This is a genomic window from Myxococcales bacterium (assembly GCA_016699535.1).
Lineage (GTDB): Bacteria > Myxococcota_A > Polyangia > Polyangiales.
On sequence record CP064980.1, the window covers coordinates 738,677 to 758,836 of the forward strand.

16 protein-coding genes, 1 tRNA gene and 2 pseudogenes are annotated in these 20,160 nt (G+C 51.2%); 6 read left to right on the plus strand and 13 right to left on the minus strand.

Annotated elements, in window-relative coordinates:
• The first annotated feature begins 158 nt into the window (after positions 1-158).
• Positions 159-1,847 carry a hypothetical protein gene (locus tag IPJ88_03570; GenBank protein QQR90826.1) on the plus strand — a complete coding sequence of 563 codons (1,689 nt, stop codon included), beginning with the start codon at positions 159-161 and terminating at the stop codon, positions 1,845-1,847.
• Positions 1,848-1,859: 12 nt separating this feature from the next.
• On the opposite strand, the gene IPJ88_03575 is transcribed toward IPJ88_03570, so the two are convergent.
• The 6 genes and pseudogenes from IPJ88_03575 to IPJ88_03600 all read right to left on the minus strand — a co-directional run bounded on the left by IPJ88_03575 (position 1,860) and on the right by IPJ88_03600 (position 8,375).
• Positions 1,860-2,321 carry a hypothetical protein gene (locus IPJ88_03575; protein ID QQR90827.1) on the minus strand — a complete coding sequence of 154 codons (462 nt, stop codon included), beginning with the start codon at positions 2,319-2,321 and terminating at the stop codon, positions 1,860-1,862.
• Between the two features lie 80 nt (positions 2,322-2,401).
• Entirely contained in the window at positions 2,402-3,358 is a 957-nt protein-coding gene (locus IPJ88_03580; GenBank protein QQR90828.1) for a hypothetical protein, read from the minus strand.
• Positions 3,359-3,686: 328 nt separating this feature from the next.
• Entirely contained in the window at positions 3,687-5,405 is a 1,719-nt protein-coding gene (locus IPJ88_03585; GenBank protein QQR90829.1) for a VWA domain-containing protein, read from the minus strand.
• Positions 5,406-5,409: 4 nt separating this feature from the next.
• Positions 5,410-6,188: pseudogene (locus IPJ88_03590) on the minus strand (CbbQ/NirQ/NorQ/GpvN family protein).
• Positions 6,185-7,573 (minus strand): cbb3-type cytochrome c oxidase subunit I, encoded by a 1,389-nt coding sequence (locus tag IPJ88_03595; protein QQR90830.1) that lies wholly within the window; start codon positions 7,571-7,573, stop codon positions 6,185-6,187. Before IPJ88_03595 ends, IPJ88_03590 begins: the two are co-directional and overlap by 4 nt.
• Positions 7,574-7,598: 25 nt before the next feature.
• Entirely contained in the window at positions 7,599-8,375 is a 777-nt protein-coding gene (locus tag IPJ88_03600) for a c-type cytochrome (GenBank protein ID QQR90831.1), read from the minus strand.
• Between the two features lie 125 nt (positions 8,376-8,500).
• Here IPJ88_03600 and IPJ88_03605 point away from each other — a divergent pair, with 125 nt between their 5' ends.
• The gene (locus IPJ88_03605; protein ID QQR90832.1) at positions 8,501-9,238 is read left to right on the plus strand and encodes a Crp/Fnr family transcriptional regulator; all 738 of its coding nucleotides are present in this window, start codon (positions 8,501-8,503) and stop codon (positions 9,236-9,238) included.
• 163 nt (positions 9,239-9,401) lie between these two features.
• On the opposite strand, the gene IPJ88_03610 is transcribed toward IPJ88_03605, so the two are convergent.
• The 7 genes and pseudogenes from IPJ88_03610 to IPJ88_03640 form a co-directional block, all read right to left on the minus strand.
• Positions 9,402-10,667 carry a Glu/Leu/Phe/Val dehydrogenase gene (locus tag IPJ88_03610; protein QQR90833.1) on the minus strand — a complete coding sequence of 422 codons (1,266 nt, stop codon included), beginning with the start codon at positions 10,665-10,667 and terminating at the stop codon, positions 9,402-9,404.
• Between the two features lie 204 nt (positions 10,668-10,871).
• Entirely contained in the window at positions 10,872-11,273 is a 402-nt protein-coding gene (locus tag IPJ88_03615) for a hypothetical protein (GenBank protein ID QQR90834.1), read from the minus strand.
• The gene (locus IPJ88_03620; GenBank protein ID QQR90835.1) at positions 11,248-12,123 is read right to left on the minus strand and encodes a hypothetical protein; all 876 of its coding nucleotides are present in this window, start codon (positions 12,121-12,123) and stop codon (positions 11,248-11,250) included. The genes IPJ88_03615 and IPJ88_03620 overlap by 26 nt, the downstream gene beginning before the upstream one ends.
• Before the next feature lie 73 nt (positions 12,124-12,196).
• A complete protein-coding gene (locus IPJ88_03625; protein QQR90836.1) occupies positions 12,197-12,997 on the minus strand; it encodes a phosphatidate cytidylyltransferase in 801 nt (266 codons plus the stop codon).
• A pseudogene (gene uppS / locus IPJ88_03630) lies at positions 12,981-13,745 on the minus strand (di-trans,poly-cis-decaprenylcistransferase). Before uppS ends, IPJ88_03625 begins: the two are co-directional and overlap by 17 nt.
• A gap of 192 nt (positions 13,746-13,937) precedes the next feature.
• A complete protein-coding gene (locus IPJ88_03635; GenBank protein ID QQR90837.1) occupies positions 13,938-15,479 on the minus strand; it encodes a hypothetical protein in 1,542 nt (513 codons plus the stop codon).
• Between the two features lie 212 nt (positions 15,480-15,691).
• Positions 15,692-16,675, minus strand: a complete 984-nt coding sequence (locus IPJ88_03640; protein ID QQR90838.1) for a DnaJ domain-containing protein — start codon at positions 16,673-16,675, stop codon at positions 15,692-15,694.
• Between the two features lie 291 nt (positions 16,676-16,966).
• Between IPJ88_03640 and bioF the strand changes: the two genes are divergently transcribed.
• The 4 genes from bioF to IPJ88_03660 all read left to right on the plus strand — a co-directional run bounded on the left by bioF (position 16,967) and on the right by IPJ88_03660 (position 20,123).
• On the plus strand, positions 16,967-18,121 hold the full coding sequence (bioF, locus tag IPJ88_03645; protein ID QQR90839.1) for an 8-amino-7-oxononanoate synthase: 1,155 nt from the start codon (positions 16,967-16,969) through the stop codon (positions 18,119-18,121).
• A 36-nt stretch (positions 18,122-18,157) separates the two neighbouring features.
• Positions 18,158-19,246 (plus strand): thrombospondin type 3 repeat-containing protein, encoded by a 1,089-nt coding sequence (locus IPJ88_03650; GenBank protein ID QQR90840.1) that lies wholly within the window; start codon positions 18,158-18,160, stop codon positions 19,244-19,246.
• A gap of 37 nt (positions 19,247-19,283) precedes the next feature.
• A complete protein-coding gene (gene bioD, locus IPJ88_03655) occupies positions 19,284-19,979 on the plus strand; it encodes a dethiobiotin synthase (protein ID QQR90841.1) in 696 nt (231 codons plus the stop codon).
• 71 nt (positions 19,980-20,050) lie between these two features.
• Positions 20,051-20,123 (plus strand) — tRNA-Ala (locus tag IPJ88_03660).
• Positions 20,124-20,160: the final 37 nt, after the last annotated feature.

The following is a 20,160-nucleotide window of genomic DNA, read 5'->3' on the forward strand; positions in this document are numbered from 1 at the left end:
GTCGTTTCATGTAGACAACGTAGGGCTAGTTCGCTTTGTGCACTTCCTGACATAACATTGGCATTGCATGGGGCAGACATAACACATTCCTATCGCACAGGCTTCTCATCCATGACCAACAAATATCAAGCTCCCAAATAAGCTGCTATATTATTATCATGATCCTAAAGCGCTTGGGCTTAGTTTTACTGTGCTACCTTTGTGGTTGCGGACGCCTGGGCTTTGAGGCCATGCCACCTTTCGAAGGAGCTTGCCGAAGCGATCAGGACTGCCCGGATGGGCGATGTGATCTCAGCCAAGACCCTCCGATATGTGTGACGCTAGATGGTTGTGGCAATGGGACGGTAGATACCGGCGAAGCATGTGACGATGGAAACCAGACCGATGGCGATGGTTGCGATTCAAGCTGTGCACTTGAAGCAAACCAAGTGTGCACAAACGATTCAGACTGCGCCTCGGGGCAATGCAACACAACAACAGGGCAATGTGTGGTTAGCCAGAGCTGCCAAGGCTGCGAGATCAACGGAACTTGTTTTGATACAAGCGAGGTAAATCCTACCAATGCCTGTCTCTTTTGTGATCCAAGCCTTGCATCAGACAGTTGGCAGAGTGCAAGCGCTGGTACAACTTGTTCTGGAGGCGGCACTTGCGATGGAAACGGCGTGTGCAATGCGCTATCCACTTCTTTTCTTGCCAATGGTTTTCTCGGCGACAACGACGTTCTTGGCAGCGCCATCGCCATATCTCAGGACTTAATGGTGGTTGGAGCACCAAGCCAAGATTTCTATCCCAACTCTGGCAAAGCATTCATCTACCAACAGCTCGCTAACGAGACCTGGTCCATGTTGGATGCGGATCCTCTTAGCGGTGGTATGCAATACCTGGTGGCAAGCGACAGCACGATTGGCAATCTCTTTGGTGGCAGTGTGTCAATTTCGGGCGACGATATTGCTGTAGGAGCTTATCGTGCAAGCACCTCGCAGGGACCAAACCGCGGCGCGGTCTATATGTTTGGAAGGGACGTCGATGGGGTCTGGTCCGAAACTGTCAAACTCGAAAGCCCTCGCGCCTCGACATCTCCCTATGACGATTTTGGGCGAAAAATTATTGTCGATGGCGATCGTTTATTTGTTGGGGAATCTTGGCCCATAGGCTATCTCCATTATTACGAACGCACAGCAGGCACCTGGACCTTCAAACAATCCTTGCAAGCTTCGAACGCTCAAAACAATGATCGTTTTGCTTTCGCTTTTGCAGTCGAAGGCAATACTCTCATCATTGGAGCGCCTGGCTTTTCCAATGGGAGCGATAGGGGGATTGTCTACCGTTACAGCTATGTCAATGGAAGCTGGGGCAGCGAACAAGAGCTTGATCGCGGCGATCAAGACGGTGATATCTTCGGCGTCGCAGTGGCCTTGGAAGGCGACCTTGCCGTCATTGGTGCCGCCGAAACCGACGACGGTTATACTTACGTTGGCCCAGGTTACGTACGGCTGTATCGCCTGGGAACTACCGCCACAGAATTGGCGACCCTAACCAAGCCCGATCAAAGCAACTTAGGAGAGGGCTTTGGCCTTAGTGTTGATATTCGCAATGGACTGATTCTTATTGGAAGCCCTTTTGATGAGACGACGGGCTATCAGCGCGCGGGTGCGGCCTTTTTGTTTCAGCCGCTAAGTTCGACGAGCTATGCACTAAGCCATGTTTTTGTCTCACCCAACACTGGCCCTGATGATCGCTTTGCTGAAACTTGTTCTTTCGCCACAGGTCAAAGCCTTTTTTGTGCCTGTCCCTATGAATTCATCACCGGACAAAACGAGGGTCGGGTCTATCGCTTTGACTACTGAGTAGTGCGTGGCTTAGAACTTTTTTCTTCGTGTAAGAAACAGACCCAGCGCTAATAGATACACCACAGGTTCATTGGCCGATTCACCCGAAGTGGCAATCATGCAACCCGTTACACCTCCGCCTCCTCGAAGCTCGACATTGCCCTGAGCACTATCATCCTGTGTGGGATCAGTGCCCTCTTGCACCTCTTGCTCATCCAGTGTGCCATCATTGTCCGTGTCGCTATTGTTTGGGTCAGATTCACAATAAGCTTCTTCACAGTCGCTCAAGCCATCCCCATCGCTATCGACCACAGCTTGACCATCCAATCGCATACGATCCATCATGGCTTCGCTCCATTGCCGGTTCTGGCCCTCGCCGGTCAGGCATACGAGATCACCATCCAAGTGACTGCCTTGGCGCGAGCTTCCCATGACCACACCAAGCTCGCTGTTGAGTTCAACTCCCAAGGATTCAAGCTCGCTAAGCTCCACCGCCCAATCGATGAAATAATCACCGTAAAAGGTGTCAGCAAGCGTCTTGAGGAAAGATGTTAGTTTGCAGGCGCCTCTCCTTAAGCGTTTGCGATAACTGCTGCGATTTTTGACCAGAGTTCTGCGAAATCGTTTTTGGAAAAGTTCGAGCCGCTGTGAAGCCAGCCGGGATAGTGCACGCCTCCTTCATCATCGTGAGGAAACTGCCCAACGACGTCAAGGTGATCAGCTACTGCAATGCCTCCAAAGCGTCCCCATAGTTGGCTTAAGGTGGGAACGACGCCGTCATTGGTTCCTCGGTCCAGTTCAAAAGGAAGAAGGTTGCGAATTTCTTCCAAGAGTTCATACGCATGATCTGGGTAAGGGTATTGGCGTTGTTCGCGACGTGCGAGTGAATAGCTTAAAGCAAACAGGCCTCGTGACATCATTTTGTAGGGATCCCAGCCCACGTAGGGTTTAGGAAAAGGCGCAGCTGTTGCGAAACTTACGTTATCAATGTCAGCGCGGTCGAGCACGGCAGCATTGAAAAGATCGATAGATTCCGGCGTGAGCTGCACTAATGCGCCTTGATCGACACCCACCGAACGTACGAAATCAAAGAAGCTATCGTCTGCATCCGGTTTGATGTCTTTGATCAGTCGCTCGACGATGCTGTCGAGCAAGGTGTGGGTGTGGCCAAGGATAAAATCATCCACGCGTGACCAAAGAGTGAGGGCCCGAGCTGCGCCATAAAGCGTGTAGCGACCGGGTTTGCTTGTGGCTAGGGCAGTCACCAGCATAAGCCAGTTGCGGCCATTGAGATTGGTCAGCGTATTCGCCAGGGGCGTGCCGTAGTGTGGTGTGCCAAGGGTGATGGCCGTTTTCGTTCGGGCTGCAATGCTGTCTTCTGCGCTTACTTGCCCGAGCTTTACCCCTGGGGTCAGAAGCAATCGCACATCGAGGCCGCCCGTGCTGTGTCCAACGAAATGCAGTGCATGCGAGTTGCTTCCGCTGTGGTGCTCGACGAATTCGAGAAGCGTAAGTGCACGACGTCTCACGGAGCTCGTCGGTTGTGTGGGTGCCTCAAATACGCGCGTCGATGCCTTGCTCTTCGAGCGCTCTAAGGAGCGTGGCAGACACTCCTTGAAAATAGCTAAGCGCCCCGAGTTGGGCGAAACCGAAAAAACCCGGTATCAAATACACATCAATCACACCCAAAGCATAACAGGATGCCTCGAAAGTTGGCAGCTTCCTCGCAGACGCGAGCTAGAGCGTTTCCCCGGAACCCTTGCTTGCCTTACAACATGAACACACTTTGGGCCGCCGGAAGGATGGCTTTTGTGCTTGTGCTTTGCGCTGCAAACATGGCGGTTTCGATGCACCTTGTTAGTATTGAAATCTTAATCGCGCAAACACTCGACACATGCTTGAGATAAGAGCACGTGGACTGGACACGATATCGTATTCATGACGCTCAAACATGCGCGGAAATTGTTCACGGGCTCGCTTTTCAATGGCAAAAGCATGCGTGTAAATACCGTGCTCTGCGCCACTTTGGATCGCTTTGCGCACATCTTGGATCCCGTATTCACCTTCATAACGATCGTAGTCACAGGGTCGACCATCGGTGAGCAGGAAAATCACGCGCCGCTCTGCGGGCCGCTGAAGGAGCAAGTTCTGCGCGTGTCGCAATGCCGGGCCAATTCGAGTGTATCCACAAGCATCGATGGCGCCAAGGCGCGCACGGGCAGTAGGCCAAGACTCCGCGAATTGTTTAATCAGCCAGAAATCACATTGACGCCGAGTTTGGGAGCTAAAGCCTGCCACACAGAAATCTGCCACGAGATCATCGAGTACTTCTCCCAAGCAAAAAAGGGTTTCGGTGATGGTGTCCAGCACGCGCGCATCGCTTAGCCAAGCGTCCGTCGAGTAGCTCTGATCCATGAGCACCATGGCAGCCACATCATGCACTTTGCGCTGCCGCTCCACGTAAAAACGGTCATCGACGGGGAATCCTGTGCGCAGATCAATTTGTGCCGTTACCACTGCATCGATATCGAGTTCAGGGCCCATGGGCTGGCGTTTTATCCGTTGAGTTTGTGTAGCAAGGGAGGCCATTTTTTTTCGGAGTTCGAAAATAGTTGTCTTATGTTTGCGCTTCATAGCTTCGGCCCATGCCGGATCACTTCCAAGAAACTGTGTTCGTTTCACGAAACACCAATTGGCTTTGTGGCGCTTTTTTTTGTAATCCCACTCTGGATAGGGAATACCTTCACCAACGGTATCGTCTTGCAGCTCCAGTTCAGGACCGTTCATCACAAGATCTGCTCGGTAGATAGAGTGCGGGCGCTCTTGGCTGCGAAGCAGCTGTTTCATGTTCAGGGTTTTTAGGGCTTCGGCGTGATCTTCAAGTTCATCTTCATCGTCGGTCTTGCGCGGCACACCCATGTACTCCTCAAGCGCTTCTACCTTCTCGAAAGTGTGGATTGGCATCTCCGCTTGCATTGGTTGCTCGTCTTGATGCACTTGCACCTCGGTATCGATCTGACCTTGCCCTTCGATTTCCGTGAGTTCGTGTTGAGCTTCTTCCGCAGAAGGGGGCGGCTTTTCTTTAATCGCTGATTCCGCCTCTGGTTGGCTTTGTTGCCTGAACTCACCAAGAATCTGCCAAAGCGACATGTCCCCAAGCTCTCTCTGCACTAGCGCAATCCACTCGCCCAAGGAAGAAAACTCTTCGCTCCAAGCCGCAACGCGTTCCTCCAAGGGTGCGCCACAAAAGCCCCTGTCGCTCGATCTTATCGCGAGGGCACCAAGTACCGTTTTTACTCGAAACAGCGCTTCGTTGGCTTGTTTTGTGCTTGCGACACTGAACTCCGGTGGTAAGAAAAGATGCGCTTCGTCGCAAAGGACCGCTTGCGGGGTTTCAATAATTAGTACGCTGCGGTTTGCTATCATGTGCGCAAGCAAAAACAATTGTTGGCGTTGCGGCGCTAGCGCGGCAGAGACCAACGCCCTTCGCCGGTCCTGAGGGCTTTGTACAACGCGCTTGTAGAGGGCTTTAAGGCCTAGGAAAAATTGCTCCTCCCACTCTAAAAGAGTTGCCATATCGTCAAAAACTGAGCTCGATGATGTGCCGAATCGCCTGGATAGCATCCGGATCGTCACTAAGCGGCTCAGCAATTGCGGCGCTTGCGGCAAAACGCGGCGGCAAACCTTGCTTAATCAACTTTGCGGCATCCACGAGCAAGCGACTCGAGACCGATTCGAGCAAAGAAAGTTCACTTAGCTTTCTAACCTTGTGAGCAACACCCACCAACTTGCGCGCAACAGCTTCATCGACGTTGGTTTCGCCCACGATAATTTCCACCTCGCGCTCCATGTCTGGATAGCCAAAACTCAGCCCAACAAAACGCTGTCTCGTCGAAGATTTCAATTCTCGCATGCTGCGTTGGTAGCTGGGATTGTAACTCACCACCAACATAAACTCGGGGGTGCATGCAATGTCTCGGCAGTGCGATCAAGAAATAGCTCGCGGCGGTAGTCGCTAAGTGAGTGAATCACCACAACCGTATCAGCGCGAGCTTCGGCGACCTCGTCCAGGTAAAGTACCGCGCCGTCTCGCACCGCTCGCGTAACAGGACCATCCGTCCAGCGTGTCTCACCGCCAATGAGAAGATGACGGCCAAGCAAATCAGTGGCGCTGGTATCTTCGTTGCAAGCAACGGTAACCAGGGGACGGCCGAGCTTGGCCGCCATGTACTCAACGAAGCGCGTTTTTCCGCACCCGGTTGGTCCCTTGATCAACAACGGCAATTTCGCATTCCATGCGTGGGTGAAAAGATCAACCTCGCGCCCAGTTTCAACATAGAAAATTGCGGGGCGTGTCATGACCCTTGAACAGAGAGTTGCTCTTTTTGAGACAACTGTTCAATCGCCCGGACATCGGAGTGCTCTGCTTCTGCGCTCGGTAAACCAAAGCGCCAGAAATTGTAGAGGAAAAGAGCAATGCCGATGGTAAACAATGAGGCTGCAAGCAGCAGGCCAACAAAGTGCATTTCGATTTCTGTTTGCACAACAAGAAAATCAAGGCCAAGGCGTCGCTCGAGATTAACTTGCGTGATCCCGGCGACTGCAAAGGCAGCTGTCATTGACACCATGCCGATGTTGCTCAACCAAAAGGCAAGACTTGAGGCCGTATTATCCCACAATTTACGGCCGGTAAAAATAGGTAGGGTATAGGAGATCATGGCCAGATTGATCATGGCGTAGGCGCCCCAAAACGCCATATGACCATGCATGGCAGTCACAAGCGTGCCGTGCGTATACATATTAACCTGCGGAAGTGTGTGCGCAAAACCTAAAAAGCCAGCGCCGACAAAGGACATAATCGCACTGCCGAGAGTCCAGTTTAGTGCAGCTTTGTTTGGATGGCGCCGGCCACCTTTTTTCGCCATCGAAAGCGCGTACAAGGCCATTCCTAAAAACGCGAGCGGTTCCAAAGCTGAAAAGATACCTCCGACCATCAGCCAGTAGCGCGGCGCACCAATGTAGTAATAATGATGACCGGTTCCGAGAATACCTGACAAAAAAGTGAAGCCCACAATGACATAGAGCCACTTCTCGACGATTTCTCGATCAACGCCTGTAAGCTTAATCAGAAGGTAGCACAGCATGGCGCCCATGATGAGTTCCCACACACCCTCAACCCACAAATGCACCACCCACCAACGATAAAAAGAATCGAGGGTTTGGTTATCAAAATGAATCATGCCCGGCAAATAGAGCAACGCCGATGCGAGCAGACCGAAATACAGAACGATGGATGTCGTGGTGTGGCGTTTTCCGTTCCAAATCGTTAGACCAATATTCGCCAAAAAGGCCAAGACATTGACCACTACCAGATAGTCCAAAGGTCGCGGAATTTCCAAGAACTTACGACCCTCCCACCAGTTGATGTGGTATCCGACCAAAGCAACGACACCAACCGCGAGAAAAGAAATCAGTTGAATCCATGCAAGCTTCGGCCACATGAGTTCACGGTCCGCTTCCTCAGGGATAATGAAATAGGCCGAGCCCATAAAGCCAAGGAGCATCCAAAACACGAGCAAATTCGTGTGCACAGCCCGTGCCGTATTAAATGGAATCCATTGGTGCAGGCCATCCATTCCGATTCGGGCAAAGCCCATAATGAAACCGTAGATAAGCTGAAGGAGCAGCAAAGCCATCGCTGCAGCGAAGAACCAATATGCAATCTTTTGGGATTTGTATTTCATAGTTTGCACCTACCGTCACACAGGATCATGGCTGGCCCGAAGCTGGTGGCTCAGCGGTTGCCGGATCCAAACTCATGAGATAATCGGCAATTTCGATCAGTTGCTTTTCGGAAATTGCGACGCCGAGCAGTTTGGGCATTTTCGTGCCGGGTTTAATTTTCTGCGGATCCGAAATCCATTCGATTAATTTCTCACGGGTATATCGCCGAAACACATCATCGAGCGGGGGAGCGCCAATTGCAGCGGCTGCCGCACCGCCTTGTCCCTGGATTTGATGGCAGCCAATACACGTGCCGGTGGTAAACACTTCCGGGACAGCTTTACGCAGAGGCACTGGTCCAGAAAAGGCTTCGGCCTGCGTTACGCTAACCGCCGGTACCGAATCACCCAAAGGAGGCTTGGCCGGAAAACCATTAAGATCCACATGGCCGCACCACTCAAGAAAGGCGATAATCTGATCGATCTGCTGCTCCGAAAAGTCATACTTAACCATCTTGCGCTGGTTGGGAAACATGGCTTCTGGGTCTTTGATGAAAATACGAATCCATTCTTTTCCGCGTCGCTCAACCACCTTGGTTAGCTCGGGAGCATAGTAAGCTCCTTCGCCGAAAAGAGTGTGACACCCCATACAGTTGTTATCTTCCCAGATTCGTTTGCCAGCCTTAACGTCGTCACTGATTGCGGCAGAGTTCGTTTGCTCTGGGACTTTCCGATGCAGGTCAATGGTCATCAGAATAAAGACGCCGCTGAACAGAGCGGTGCCGCCAAGAAAAAATAGTTTGGCTTGTTTTTTTGTTAGCATAGGTGACGCCGTCAAAAATCGGTTTCAGGTCAGGATCACTAAAGTTCGTAGCCCACAAATCGCGAAAAAACCTTGACCTGGATCAAGAAAATCCCCAATATGAATTTGATTTTCTGAGGAGGGTTATGCCGAGTGGCGTTGAAGGCAGCCCGATAAACCACGGCGCGAGTGTCCAAAAGATGCTGAGCAGCACTCGACTCTTTTCTGCTCTAGGAAAAGAAGAGATCGAAGCGCTAGCGGGTTGCACGTCGATCAAAAGTTTCGAACGTCGAGAATACCTTTTTTATGAAGGCGATCCGGCCGAAGGTTTTTTCATTATCGTTTCCGGTCGCATCCACGTGCATAGCCAACATCGTTCTGGGCGCCAAACGACGGTCCGCATCTTCGGTCCTGGAAGTTCCTTTGCCGAAGCAGTTCTTTCAGGCCTCGATCATTATCCAGTTTGCGCACAAGCTGAAACAGCTTGCCAGGTTTTACTCATCCGCAAAAATGATTTTCGTAGTCTCATTTCAAAAAGGCCTGAGATCGCTCTTCAACTGCTTGGATCGATGAGCCTTCATTTGCACTACCTGGTGCAGCAACTCGAAAACCTTCGAGAGCTAAGCGTAAGTGAGCGTCTTCGCGACTGGCTGCTGGCGCGTTGCAAAAAACCTTTGTCCGAAACCTCGCTTGCCATTGCATTGCCGGGAACCAAGACTTTGCTGGCCAACGAACTTCATATTGCTCCTGAAACGCTTTCCCGTACGCTCGGAGCTTTGCGCGATCAAAATTGGATCGCAACCGAAGGACGAACCATCACCATAAATAACCCAGCTCGATTCGCCCGCGCCGACCTGTCGGCAGAGAACGAATACCGCACTTAGCAATGTACTCCGTGGTTTAGTGCTCTAAACGATTCAATCGGTCATCCCGTATGTCCGAGCGTGTCGCACGTCAGTTTTCAAGCAAACACCATCCCGCAAAAACTTGTTAAAGCTCTCCATGAGAATCTTTTCGGGATCGCTGAGGACCTGAAACTTTTTTCGATCAGGGGAAGATCCCGCGCTCAGAGTAGGCTGTTTTAAGGGTACGCAAAGCCAGACCGTAGGCTGCAAGACGAGGACTGCAGTCTAACTCGCGGGCTGCGTGCGCCACGCGTTGGTAAGCGCGCTTCATAGCACGTTCGAGTCGCGCATCCACTTCTTCAAGATCCCAGGTTTCGCTGCGCTTGTTTTGCACCCACTCATAGTAACTCACAGTGACACCACCGCTGTTGGCGAGAATGTCAGGAATGATCTCGATCCCTTTGGCCATAAGCACTTTTTCGCCTTCAGGATTAACCGGTCCATTAGCACCTTCAGCGACAAGTTTGACATCAAGTAGCTCGGCTTCTTTTTCGCCCACTTGGTTTTCAAGCGCCGCTGGAATGAACAAATCTGCTTTCACCGAGAAGAACTCTTCACGGCTAATGCTCTGGCCATTGGGATAACCTTCAATGGATCCGTTGTGCTTAACGTAGTCGCCAAGTTTGTGTGGGTTAAAACCTTCTGGATTCACACGGTATCCCGAGTGATCCCCCACGGCCAACGTTGATACACCAAGCTTAGAAAGCAGCATGCCCGTATGAGAGCCCACATTACCAAAGCCCTGGATGATGGCTGTCTTTCCCTCGAGATCAAAATTGTTGTCTTTGGCCCATTCGGTAATGCAGTGCACCACGCCTTGAGCCGTGGCTTTTTCACGGCCATAGGAGCCGCCGGAGGTAAGCGATTTACCCGTCACTACGCGTTGCTGCGCTTGCTTCTGCGTATGCCCCACGGTGTTCATAAAGGTGTCCATCATCCACACCATAATCTGGGCGTTCGTTCCCATATCTGGAGCGGGGATGTCGTATTCAGGGCCGATGTTGTAGCCAAGTGCATGGGTGAAGCGACGTGTCATGCGCATCAACTCGTTTTGCGAAAGCTCACGTGGATTGGTTTTAATACCGCCCTTGGCGCCGCCAAACGGAATCTCCATCAATGCGCATTTCCAGGTCATCATCGAGGCAAGCGCTTTAAGATCATCGAGCGTTACTGATTCATGAAAACGCATGCCGCCTTTGTAGGGGCCGCGCAGGTTGTTATGCTGAACACGATAGCCTTTGAAAATCTTGGTCTCACCGTTGTCCATCAACACAGGAAAATGAACAATGACTTCGTTTTTGGGTTGCGCAAGGATGTGAGCCACATGCGGCGGAAGATTCACCAGCTCTGCGGCTTCTTCAAGATAGCCACGAACAACCTCAAAAAATTTATACTTCTCTTTACTCATAAGCACCAAGCTCCTTTGAAAACCGGCACCGAGCAAGGATAATAGCCCCTGCCAGCTTTGCTCCGCTAAGACCTTAAGCCTTGCATCGGCGCTATAGAACCGCAAGAAAACCGCGTCAACTACGCAGCGCGTTATTCTACTTTTAACTGGACTGCACAGCCTGGTCCTCGTTTTGTTGTACTAACCTCAGATAGCCCGAAGCTTCTACTCTGGCCAAGGCCACTTGGTGGCGAGGAAGTATGCGTCGGGGCTTAGGAAAGTACTTGGCGCCCCTGGAACGGCTGTTGGCACACGAATCGTCTGGGTTTCATTGTAATCCCAACCACCGAACAGGCCACGCTGTGTTGAAACATTATAGTAACGCAAGGCGAATTCCTCATCGTCCCGCGGTGGAACTTCGATAAAAAATGGCATAAACGGTCCTTTACGGAATCCAATTTCGGATGGTACCGAATTGAAATCCACCGGATAATCACCCACGTTCAGCACGCGTAAACGTGCTTCGCCGTATTCTGGTTCGTAATATGACAAGCCTTCGCGTATTCGTTTGCCGAAATTGATCATCTTTGGATGAGCAGGATTAGGATCGATCCACAACTGCATCACGCCGCTTGATGATAACTCGGCGCATACAAATAATTATACCATTTCCATTTGCTCTCACGGCGCCCTGGGGTGGCTGGCTTTTTGGAAAGTTGGCATCCATACTTTCACGTATCGATTCCTGCCACCAATCGAAGTGCGTTGCTTCCTTCCAGTAAGCAATACGTGCCTCACACCCGTTGGGCTCATCATCCGTAAAGAATGGGTCTTCAAAATACGACACCGTCATACGCACCACTAGTTCTAAGAGGAGGGATATGCCAATTCCAATAGCTCCCCTTACAAGCGGCGAGAGTTTCGATTTTTGTTCGACTTCGTCCTTCAGAGAAATTAGACTGGCTTGAAGACCTTCGAGAAGCTGCTCGGTCGAGCCAAAATTCCAAAATTGCGAATCTAGAGCTGCATAATAAGCGTTACTTAACGTTTGTTGCAGCAATTGCAGGTTGCTCGAAGCAACTGCCGTCATGGACGCCCACGCATCAATAATACCGGGCGGCGTCTGAAACTCAGGCAACTGCACACCAGCACGACCAAGGGCCAGCACGGCGTATGCCAAAATCGAAAGGATTATCGCAGCGCCGGCCGAATAGGGATCGGCAGCGGTAGTCGTGTTAAGGAGCAAAGGCCCCAAGAAGCCTTCGCAGGCCCCAGTATCGACTTCCGCGCTATCATCACAGCTGTCATCATCTGCACACACAGCCTCAGCTGCTTCTGTGCAGAGCGCTCCAGGTTTGACGACAAAACCTGTATCATTTTCAAGGTCACCGCTTGTGCTCGCGCTGCAGTTTGTTAACAACGAGGTCAGCAAAAACATGACCAAAACTGACATCCGGCTACTTCGTAGAAAGCTCATGACAATTCCTCATGGTATTGTCATGCAAAAGCCATGCCAGCTTAAAATACTGAACAAAATATAGAGCCTGTGTCTAATAAAATTGCATGTAGATCCAGGTCACAGCGGAAGTGAACAGTAATGCATCGATGCGATCGAGCATGCCGCCGTGACCGGGAATAAGGCTGCCGCTGTCTTTAATATTCACTGCGCGCTTGAGCATCGATTCGAAAAGATCTCCTGTTTGACCAAAGAGACCGGCAACCAGCGCAAGAAGGACCGCATCCAAGACGGGTAAAGGAAGCAGTCCGCCAAGCACGAAGATAAGTGCAGCAAGCACGCTGCCGAGCAATCCACCCACGGCGCCTTCGATCGTTTTGTTCGGCGAGATGGCAGGCGCAAGTTTGTGTTTACCAAAAGCGCTGCCCACAAAATATGCTGCTGTATCACCGGCAAAGGCAAAGGACATCGCAAGCAAGACCCACCAAGGGCCACGCTCAAGTTCATGAAGCCAGAGCACGGTACATAGACTAAGACCAATGTAGACAGGCGCAAGCATGAGCCAGCCCACGCGGATGAAGTTTTCACTTTGCTTGCCGACAAACAAAGCGGAACTTAAAGAAAGCAACAACATTGCAGCGAGCAATCCGACGCTGGCAGGACCAAGACTTGATAAGCGCAGCACCCAAAGCATCGAGGCAAGGCCAATCAACACGGTTGCATGCTGAATCATCAGCGTGCGTGCAAAGAGCATGCTGGCGTATTCTCGAAAACTAAAGGTTGCTGCAAGAAGTACGGTGAGCGCAAAAGCCCACGGCGGCGCATAGAACATCAGCCCGATTAGAGCGGGCAGCAACAGCGCTGCCGAAAGCACGCGCTTAAGCAGATTTGACATGGGCTCCTTGCGCTGGCTCTGCATCGCTATTGAATACCCGGCCGAAACGTCGTTCACGCTGCTGAAATGCGGCGATGGCGTCTGCCAAATCCTGCTCATCAAAGTCGGGCCAAAAACGATCCGTGAAGTAAAGCTCGGCATAAGCTGCGCCCCACAACAAAAAGTTACTAATGCGTTGCTCACCGCCAGTGCGTATCAGTAAATCAACAGCTCCAACATCCATCGACGGGAGCGCTTTGTTAAGTGTCTCAACATCGATGCTGGCAGCTGCGAGCTTTCCGGCAGCAACCTGCTCAGCTAAAGTTTTTGCAGCATCCGCAATCTCTTCACGGCCGCCATACGAGAGCGCGACCGAAAGCACCATGCCATCATTGTCTTTGGAAGTTTGCTCCAGTTCTTGCATCAGCGCTTGCAGTTACTCTGGTAAACGATTCAAACGACCGATGGCTCTAAAGCGAATCCCATTGTCGAGAATCTCAGCGCGCTCTTTGATGATAAACTCTTCAAGCAAAGCCATGAGCACTTCGATCTCTTCTGTTGGCCGCTGCCAGTTCTGTTCACTAAAGGCGTAGAGCGTTAGCGCCGAGACGCCTAGCTTGCGCGCAGCACGCACTGTGCGCCTAACTGCATCGCTGCCTGTGCGATGACCAAAGGTTCGTGGTTGTTCTTGCTGCTCTGCCCAACGCCCATTGCCATCCATGATAACGGCAATGTGAATGGGAAGCTTAGAAGCTTGGGGAGAACTCATGCCGGTTGACCTAACACGACACAACGGCTCCTACAATTGCCATGCCGCCTGGCTAGGAATACTGCTTTGGCGTTGTTCAATTTCTTGAGCAAAACCACCAAAAATGACCGCGCACACTCACGAAAGAAATGCTCGTCATGAAACTTTTACTAGTTGTTGCGCTGAGCACTAAGAGCTACGGAAATATTCCATCTATTTCACAAAATCCTCGAGAAGTCGGAGCATCTCCTCGACAGTACTTACGATGTATTTCGCAGAAGTAGTTGATCCATCTCGTAGCGCACCAGTGCCGACATGGATTGTGTAAGCTGTAATCTCAGGATGTTGAGCCTCAAGTTGGTGAGCCACTTCGAAAAGAGCTTCATCCATGGGCAGATCCCCAGCGGTTACAATGGCTGTGGGTTTGCTTAGATCGAATGGCTCGATCACTCGGCTGAGAACCTGGCCTTTGGTAACGTCGAGATCATCTTGTCCAGTAGCAGTTTTGTCGAGGGCGACCTCGCGCCGCTTTGCAGGGGCTATTGCGGTGACCTTGAGCGGGAGATGATGTTCATTGATGGTTGTTTCTGCGCGTTCAAGCCATTTGTCAGCCCAAAAACCAAGGTCTGATTCGAAAAGCATTTCTGCAGCAACGAAATGAAGGGCAATTGTGATGTATTTATCTTCGACGGCCACAGCCGGGTACGAGCGAGCCGTTTCGGGATCTTCCCAGGCAGGCGGCTCACCATTCACATACAGCTCCTGATCGAGCAGAGCTTGTTCAAAGATTGGAAGTACGTACTGATCACGTGCTTGTTTTATGCTTATCATCGTCTCTGTTGCATAGCGTGGATCAAGCGTCCATTGTCGCGACTTACCGCTTCGCGGAATCAAACTGGTAAGAAGTCCTTCTTCTGCATGTAGGCCAATGGACAACGAAGCAAACCAGTCATTTAGATTGTTTTTCCCTCGACCACTCACCACGTGTGTCTCGGTCGAGCGCTGTGCCAGTGCGGACAGTAGGTTAAGCAGTCGATCGCTTGGACCAGCGGTTTGCCAGACAGGATGCAGCGCTTTGAGCGTGTTGTCATAGTCGAGCAAAAAAATTATTTGCTTGTCCGCATCATCCGCGTAACGCTGCATGCTCGTTGTTAGAACGTGCATCGAGTCCTGATCGAGCTGAATATTCGAACACTCTTGCCACTGAAGCTTATCTTCGGCCTCATGCATCTCGCTTAGCACCTGGGCAGCAAGCGCAGAGTCATGAGTCCGCCCTTCAACGATGAGACGCAAGATGAGATCTTTGATGGTTCGAACAAAATCTTTAAAAGGCAGGACGGGTTCGACTCCAATTTCAGCGAGCTGGCAGGGATCCATTTGGTCTTGCAAATAGGTGCGGACCACACGTCTTAGTTGTGCAATGCAGTTGTCTCCATTTGCTACACGAAGCGTCGTTTCATGACCTGTAGAAATCGCATCGTTTGAGCGTCTAAAACTGAAGCTGATGCTAAACGGCTCATCGTGATTGAAGATATTAGCTAACGAGCGAATGGTCGTTTCGAGCGTTTCTCTCAGAGGGCGCCTAACGTTCCCACTAAGCAAATGCTCTTGTTGGTTTTCGAAAGCAAAAACGCAGCTCGCAGTCTGCTCGGTTTGTGCCCATCCAACGTTTTCAAACTCACCGCTTTCCGATGGCCTGCAACTTGTTGTGCCGAGCAGTACAACTACCAAAGTAAAGCTAGCTAAATATTTCATCCGGTATCCTTATCGACCTATTTGATCGCTCGATTTATTGCAAAAGTCGTGCCTAGGTGCACAGCCAAGTATCAGATGAAAAATTAGCGCCTCTAAAGGTACTCGCTACCCTCGTCAACGCAAAATTTGGCAACAACTTGCCTATTTTCATGCCATAATTGGCGTAAAATACCTTCAAAACATGCCAACCGTGGCATGTTCCATTTTTTGAGTTAAAGCTTAAGATTACTTCGGATATCAGGATCGTATAGCTCATGAAGTAGATCTTTAAGCGTTGTAAGCTGCTCCGCCGAAAGCTCTTTTTGTGGGACGCGAATTTCAACATGAGCAAGGAAGTCGCCTTTGTCTCCACCTGCTTTATGAATGCCTTTTCCGCGCAAGCGAAGTACGTGACCGCTTTGAGTCTGAGCGGGTATCTTGAGGGATACCGTTCCATGCGGCGTCGGTAAATCGACTTTGCAGCCTTCAAGCGCTTCGGTGAAAGTGACCGGAAGATCCATATGCAAGTCCAGACCTTCGCGGCGCAAAAGAGGATGAGCATGCACTTTGACTTCGACCACGAGATTACCAGCGGGACCACCACTACTGCTTTTTAGACCCTGCCCTCGCAAGCGAAGTTTAGCTTTGTCGGCAATACCAGCGGGAATTTTCACACTGAGCTCGCGTTTTTTTCCACTCTGAGGTTCAAGAAAATTCAAAGCCTTTTCGGTTCCCTTCACGGCATCCATAAAATCAATGCTAATGCTGGTTTCGATATCTTGACCGGGCATAGGCGCCGCTCGACGCTGGGCGCCGCGTGCCCCAGCAACCGTTTGGAAGATATCGCCAAAGCCACCGAAACCGCCCATGTTGGGCGCACGGCCCCCAAATAAATCTTCGAAGTTGCCACTCCAGTGCACCTGACGGCCACCTGAAGAGCCGCCCCCACCCCAGGACTGATACTGTCTGTACTGCTCTGGATTGAAGCCCTCCTTGAGCCCTACTTCGCCAAATTCGTCGTAGAGTTTGCGTTTTTTGTCGTTGGATAGGACTTCATAGGCCCGTGATACGGCCTTAAAGCGCTCCTCAGCGGCCTTATCCCCTGGATTTCGGTCCGGATGGAGTTCCCGGGCCAGCTTGCGATAGGCCTTTTTGATCTCAGCCTGATTGGCCCCTTTGCTGAGCCCAAGGGCAGCATAATAGTCAACGCTCTGCATACTCTATAGATAAGTCTCCGCTGGCTGAATTTCAATGAAGATAATCGGAAATAGCAATCGAGAGTGCGTCCGAAGCCGGATCGGTGACCGTTGCCGGTTCCGTTACCGGGTTCGTTTCCGTAACAGTCGCGGACACGGAAGCGGATACTGTTACTGTAACGGACCCAGTCACAGTCGCGGATTCGGTGTATCAAGCAATGTTTCACGTGAAACAAAGTCCCTTATCTAGCTCTAAACACTATTTATAGGGTCTTTGAGACATGCTAAAGGCTATTTCCATGGATTTAAAGCATGTCTCTCGATGATTTCCTTGAACATACCCTGCAAATTCTCGATCGAGCTAGTCTCCGTCGGAAACTGCGTACCCTTTCTGGACCACTTGCTCCAACTATCCTGGTTGATGGCAAAGAAGTGCTTTGTCTTTGCTCCAACAACTATTTGGGCCTGGCCTCGCACCCTAGGCTCTCACAGGCATTGAAGGAAGGCGTCGAGCTATACGGCGCCGGTTCCGGAGCGTCACGCTTGGTTTCCGGCAACTTTGAGCTCCACGACATGCTTGAGCATACCCTTGCAGATTTCGTAGGCCTGGAAAGTAGTTTGGTCTTCTCAAGCGGATTTGCAGCAAACTCGGGTATCATCTCCGCCATCTATTCTTCAAAAGATGTGATTTTTAGCGACGAATTGAATCACGCAAGTATCATTGATGGTTGCCGCTTGAGCGGTGCGAAAATTTACAAGTATCAACACAAAAACATAAATGATATCAATGGCTTACTTGAATCGCACCGCTCGGAAGGGAAGAAGGCTCTTATCGTAAGTGATGCCGTTTTCTCGATGGATGGCGATCTTGCACCGGTTTCTGAGCTGCATGAGCTGGCACGCCGCTACGATGCTGCACTTATGATTGACGAAGCACACGCGTTGGGGGTGATTGGACCCCAAGGCCGAGGGCTATGTAAAAAAGAAGGTATCAGACCTGAGATCTTGGTGGGGACTTTTGGCAAGAGCTTCGGCCTCAGCGGGGCATTTGTCGCCGGCGACAAAAAGCTCAAAGAGTTCCTGATAAACCGCGCAAGAAGCTTTATTTACTCCACGGCTATTCCGCAGTTTGCTGCGCATGCGCTTTTGCAAGCCACCGAGTTAGTTATGCAGGCTGATACATTGCGCGATGAGCTTAGCAAGCGCTGTGTGCAGCTGCGTGAAGGACTTTCTAAGCTTGGTTTGGACGTGAAAGCCGGAAGCACCCCGATTATTCCGATTTTGATTGGTAGCAGCGCTAAAACCATGGCTCTTTCCGAAGCGCTTCTCGAAAAAGGCGTGTTTGTGCAAGGGATAAGACCGCCCACTGTGCCGGCGGGTACGGCTCGCTTGCGCCTCGTGCCCATGGCGACCCATAGCGAGGCTGAAATCGAGCGCGCACTGAGTATATTTTCTCAGATACTTTGACGTGCGATGCGCGCCGATCTGAGCTAGCTTGCAGCCATGACCCAACGCATGCTTGCTGTTTGCAAACTTGAGTCACATACAGTTCGACGAACGACATGGCTCTTTCTTTTTACCCTTCTCGCATTCTCTTGCAGCGATAGCCAACCGTCTTCAGAATACAATGGCGATGACGATGCAGGTGTTGATGGAGCGACTGACACTCAAAGACTCGATGCCGGCATTACGCCCGACGATAGCGATGGCGATGGCGTAATCAACAGCCAAGACAATTGCCCAAGCGTCGCTAACACAAAGCAACGGGATCGTGATGACGATGGCATTGGTGATTTGTGTGATGATGATCTCGATGGCGATGGTTTAGATAACGCTATCGACGTTTGCGATGACACCGATTCGTATGGTGAGCCTGATTACGATGGCGATGGTTTAAGAGACGATTGTGATTCGTGTCCTTTGCAATTCAACATTGCTCAGAAAAACCGAGATGGCGATAATCTTGGAGATGCTTGCGAACTTGACAACGAAGCAACCTTGTCACGCGTTGCCTATTTTCTTTCCTTTGAAAACGGCAGCGGTGATTTAGAACTGACGCCTTCTGCGCGCTTTGATCAAGGCGACAGTGGGCTCGAGGTCGCAACGCCTTTTATTGCTTACGCTTGGAGGCAAGAGGACGAGGATTTCCCTGACGACTACATGATTGAAGCCCAGGTTGTGGTCCGCGCCCCTGAGTGGTTAGCCACTCGTTACGCGGTTGGGTTTATAGCGCGCCGTCAACTGCGCACCGATGACGACCGTAATGATTGGAACGGATATCGTATGTTTGTGGATCTCGGAGAACCGTCGCTCAGTGTCGAGTCGGTCGACGGAAACGGCTGCGGAAACCTTGGCCTATTGCTTTGTTCTTCGTTGCTCCAAAGCACCCCGCTTACCGCTACCTTTCCCATTCAAAGCATTGTAACACTGCGCGTGAGTGTCATTGGCTCAGAGCTTGTCCTTAGCTCCGGCGATCCAGCCGAGCATGGCGCAATTCGTGTCGTCGATGACCGTTATAGTTCGGGCGGCATCGGCCTGTATGTTGAAGGCTTAAGTGTCGAGCTCAAAGCGCTTGCAGTTTACGCACCATAAAGAAGTTGAGTTACCTTGCTGATAGAGGAGCATCCTTGTGCATGCACAATTTTTGATCAGCGGAGTTGGCACAGAGGTTGGCAAAACCTTTGTAGCGCGTGGCCTATCCTATGCATTGATGCAGCAAGGCTTAGGAATAAGCGCGATCAAACCCATCGAAACAGGGGTGGAGCACGGGCACGCAGCTGATGCCGAAGCGCTAGCAAAGGCTTGCGGGAAGCCGGAGCTGGCTACGATGTCTGGTTTTTACCGAACGCCGTCACCCGTTGCTCCTTTGGCTGCTGAAAAAATGAAAGAAGCTAAACCTCTTGTTCTTGAACCACTTGCTGAGCAATGCCGAAAGCTTGCGGCACGCGCCGAGATAGCGCTGTGTGAAGGAGCCGGAGGACTGCTGGTTCCGTTAAATCAGCACCAAGATTTTGCTGACTTTGCTGTGCTGCTTGGCTGGCCTGTGATTCTGGTCGCGAGTGATACTTTGGGAGTGCTGTCCTATGCACTAAGCAGTGTTGAAGCGGCCGAGCATCGTGGCCTAAAACTACTGGCCGTAGTGCTCAATGAATTCCAAAACGCGGATGCCTCCAGAGCCCACAACCAAAGCATTCTAAGCGATCGGATCGCTTGCCCGGTGGTGCGCTTTGAGAAAACGGAAGATAGCGATGAGGCCCTTGCCGAGCAATGCAAAAACTCAGGGTTATTGAAACTGTGTCTCGACCCAATGCATGGGTTGAAATAGCGACAAAGGGTGCAGCTACTTCGTTTGCAGTGAGGCGCAGGCAGTGTATAGTTCGCGCGATAGAGCCCGACGGGGTCGTAGCTCAGTTGGTAGAGCGCTGCGTTCGCAATGCAGAGGTCAGGGGTTCGATTCCCCTCAGCTCCACTCGTCTGCTGTACTGACAGAATAAAGGAAAAGCACC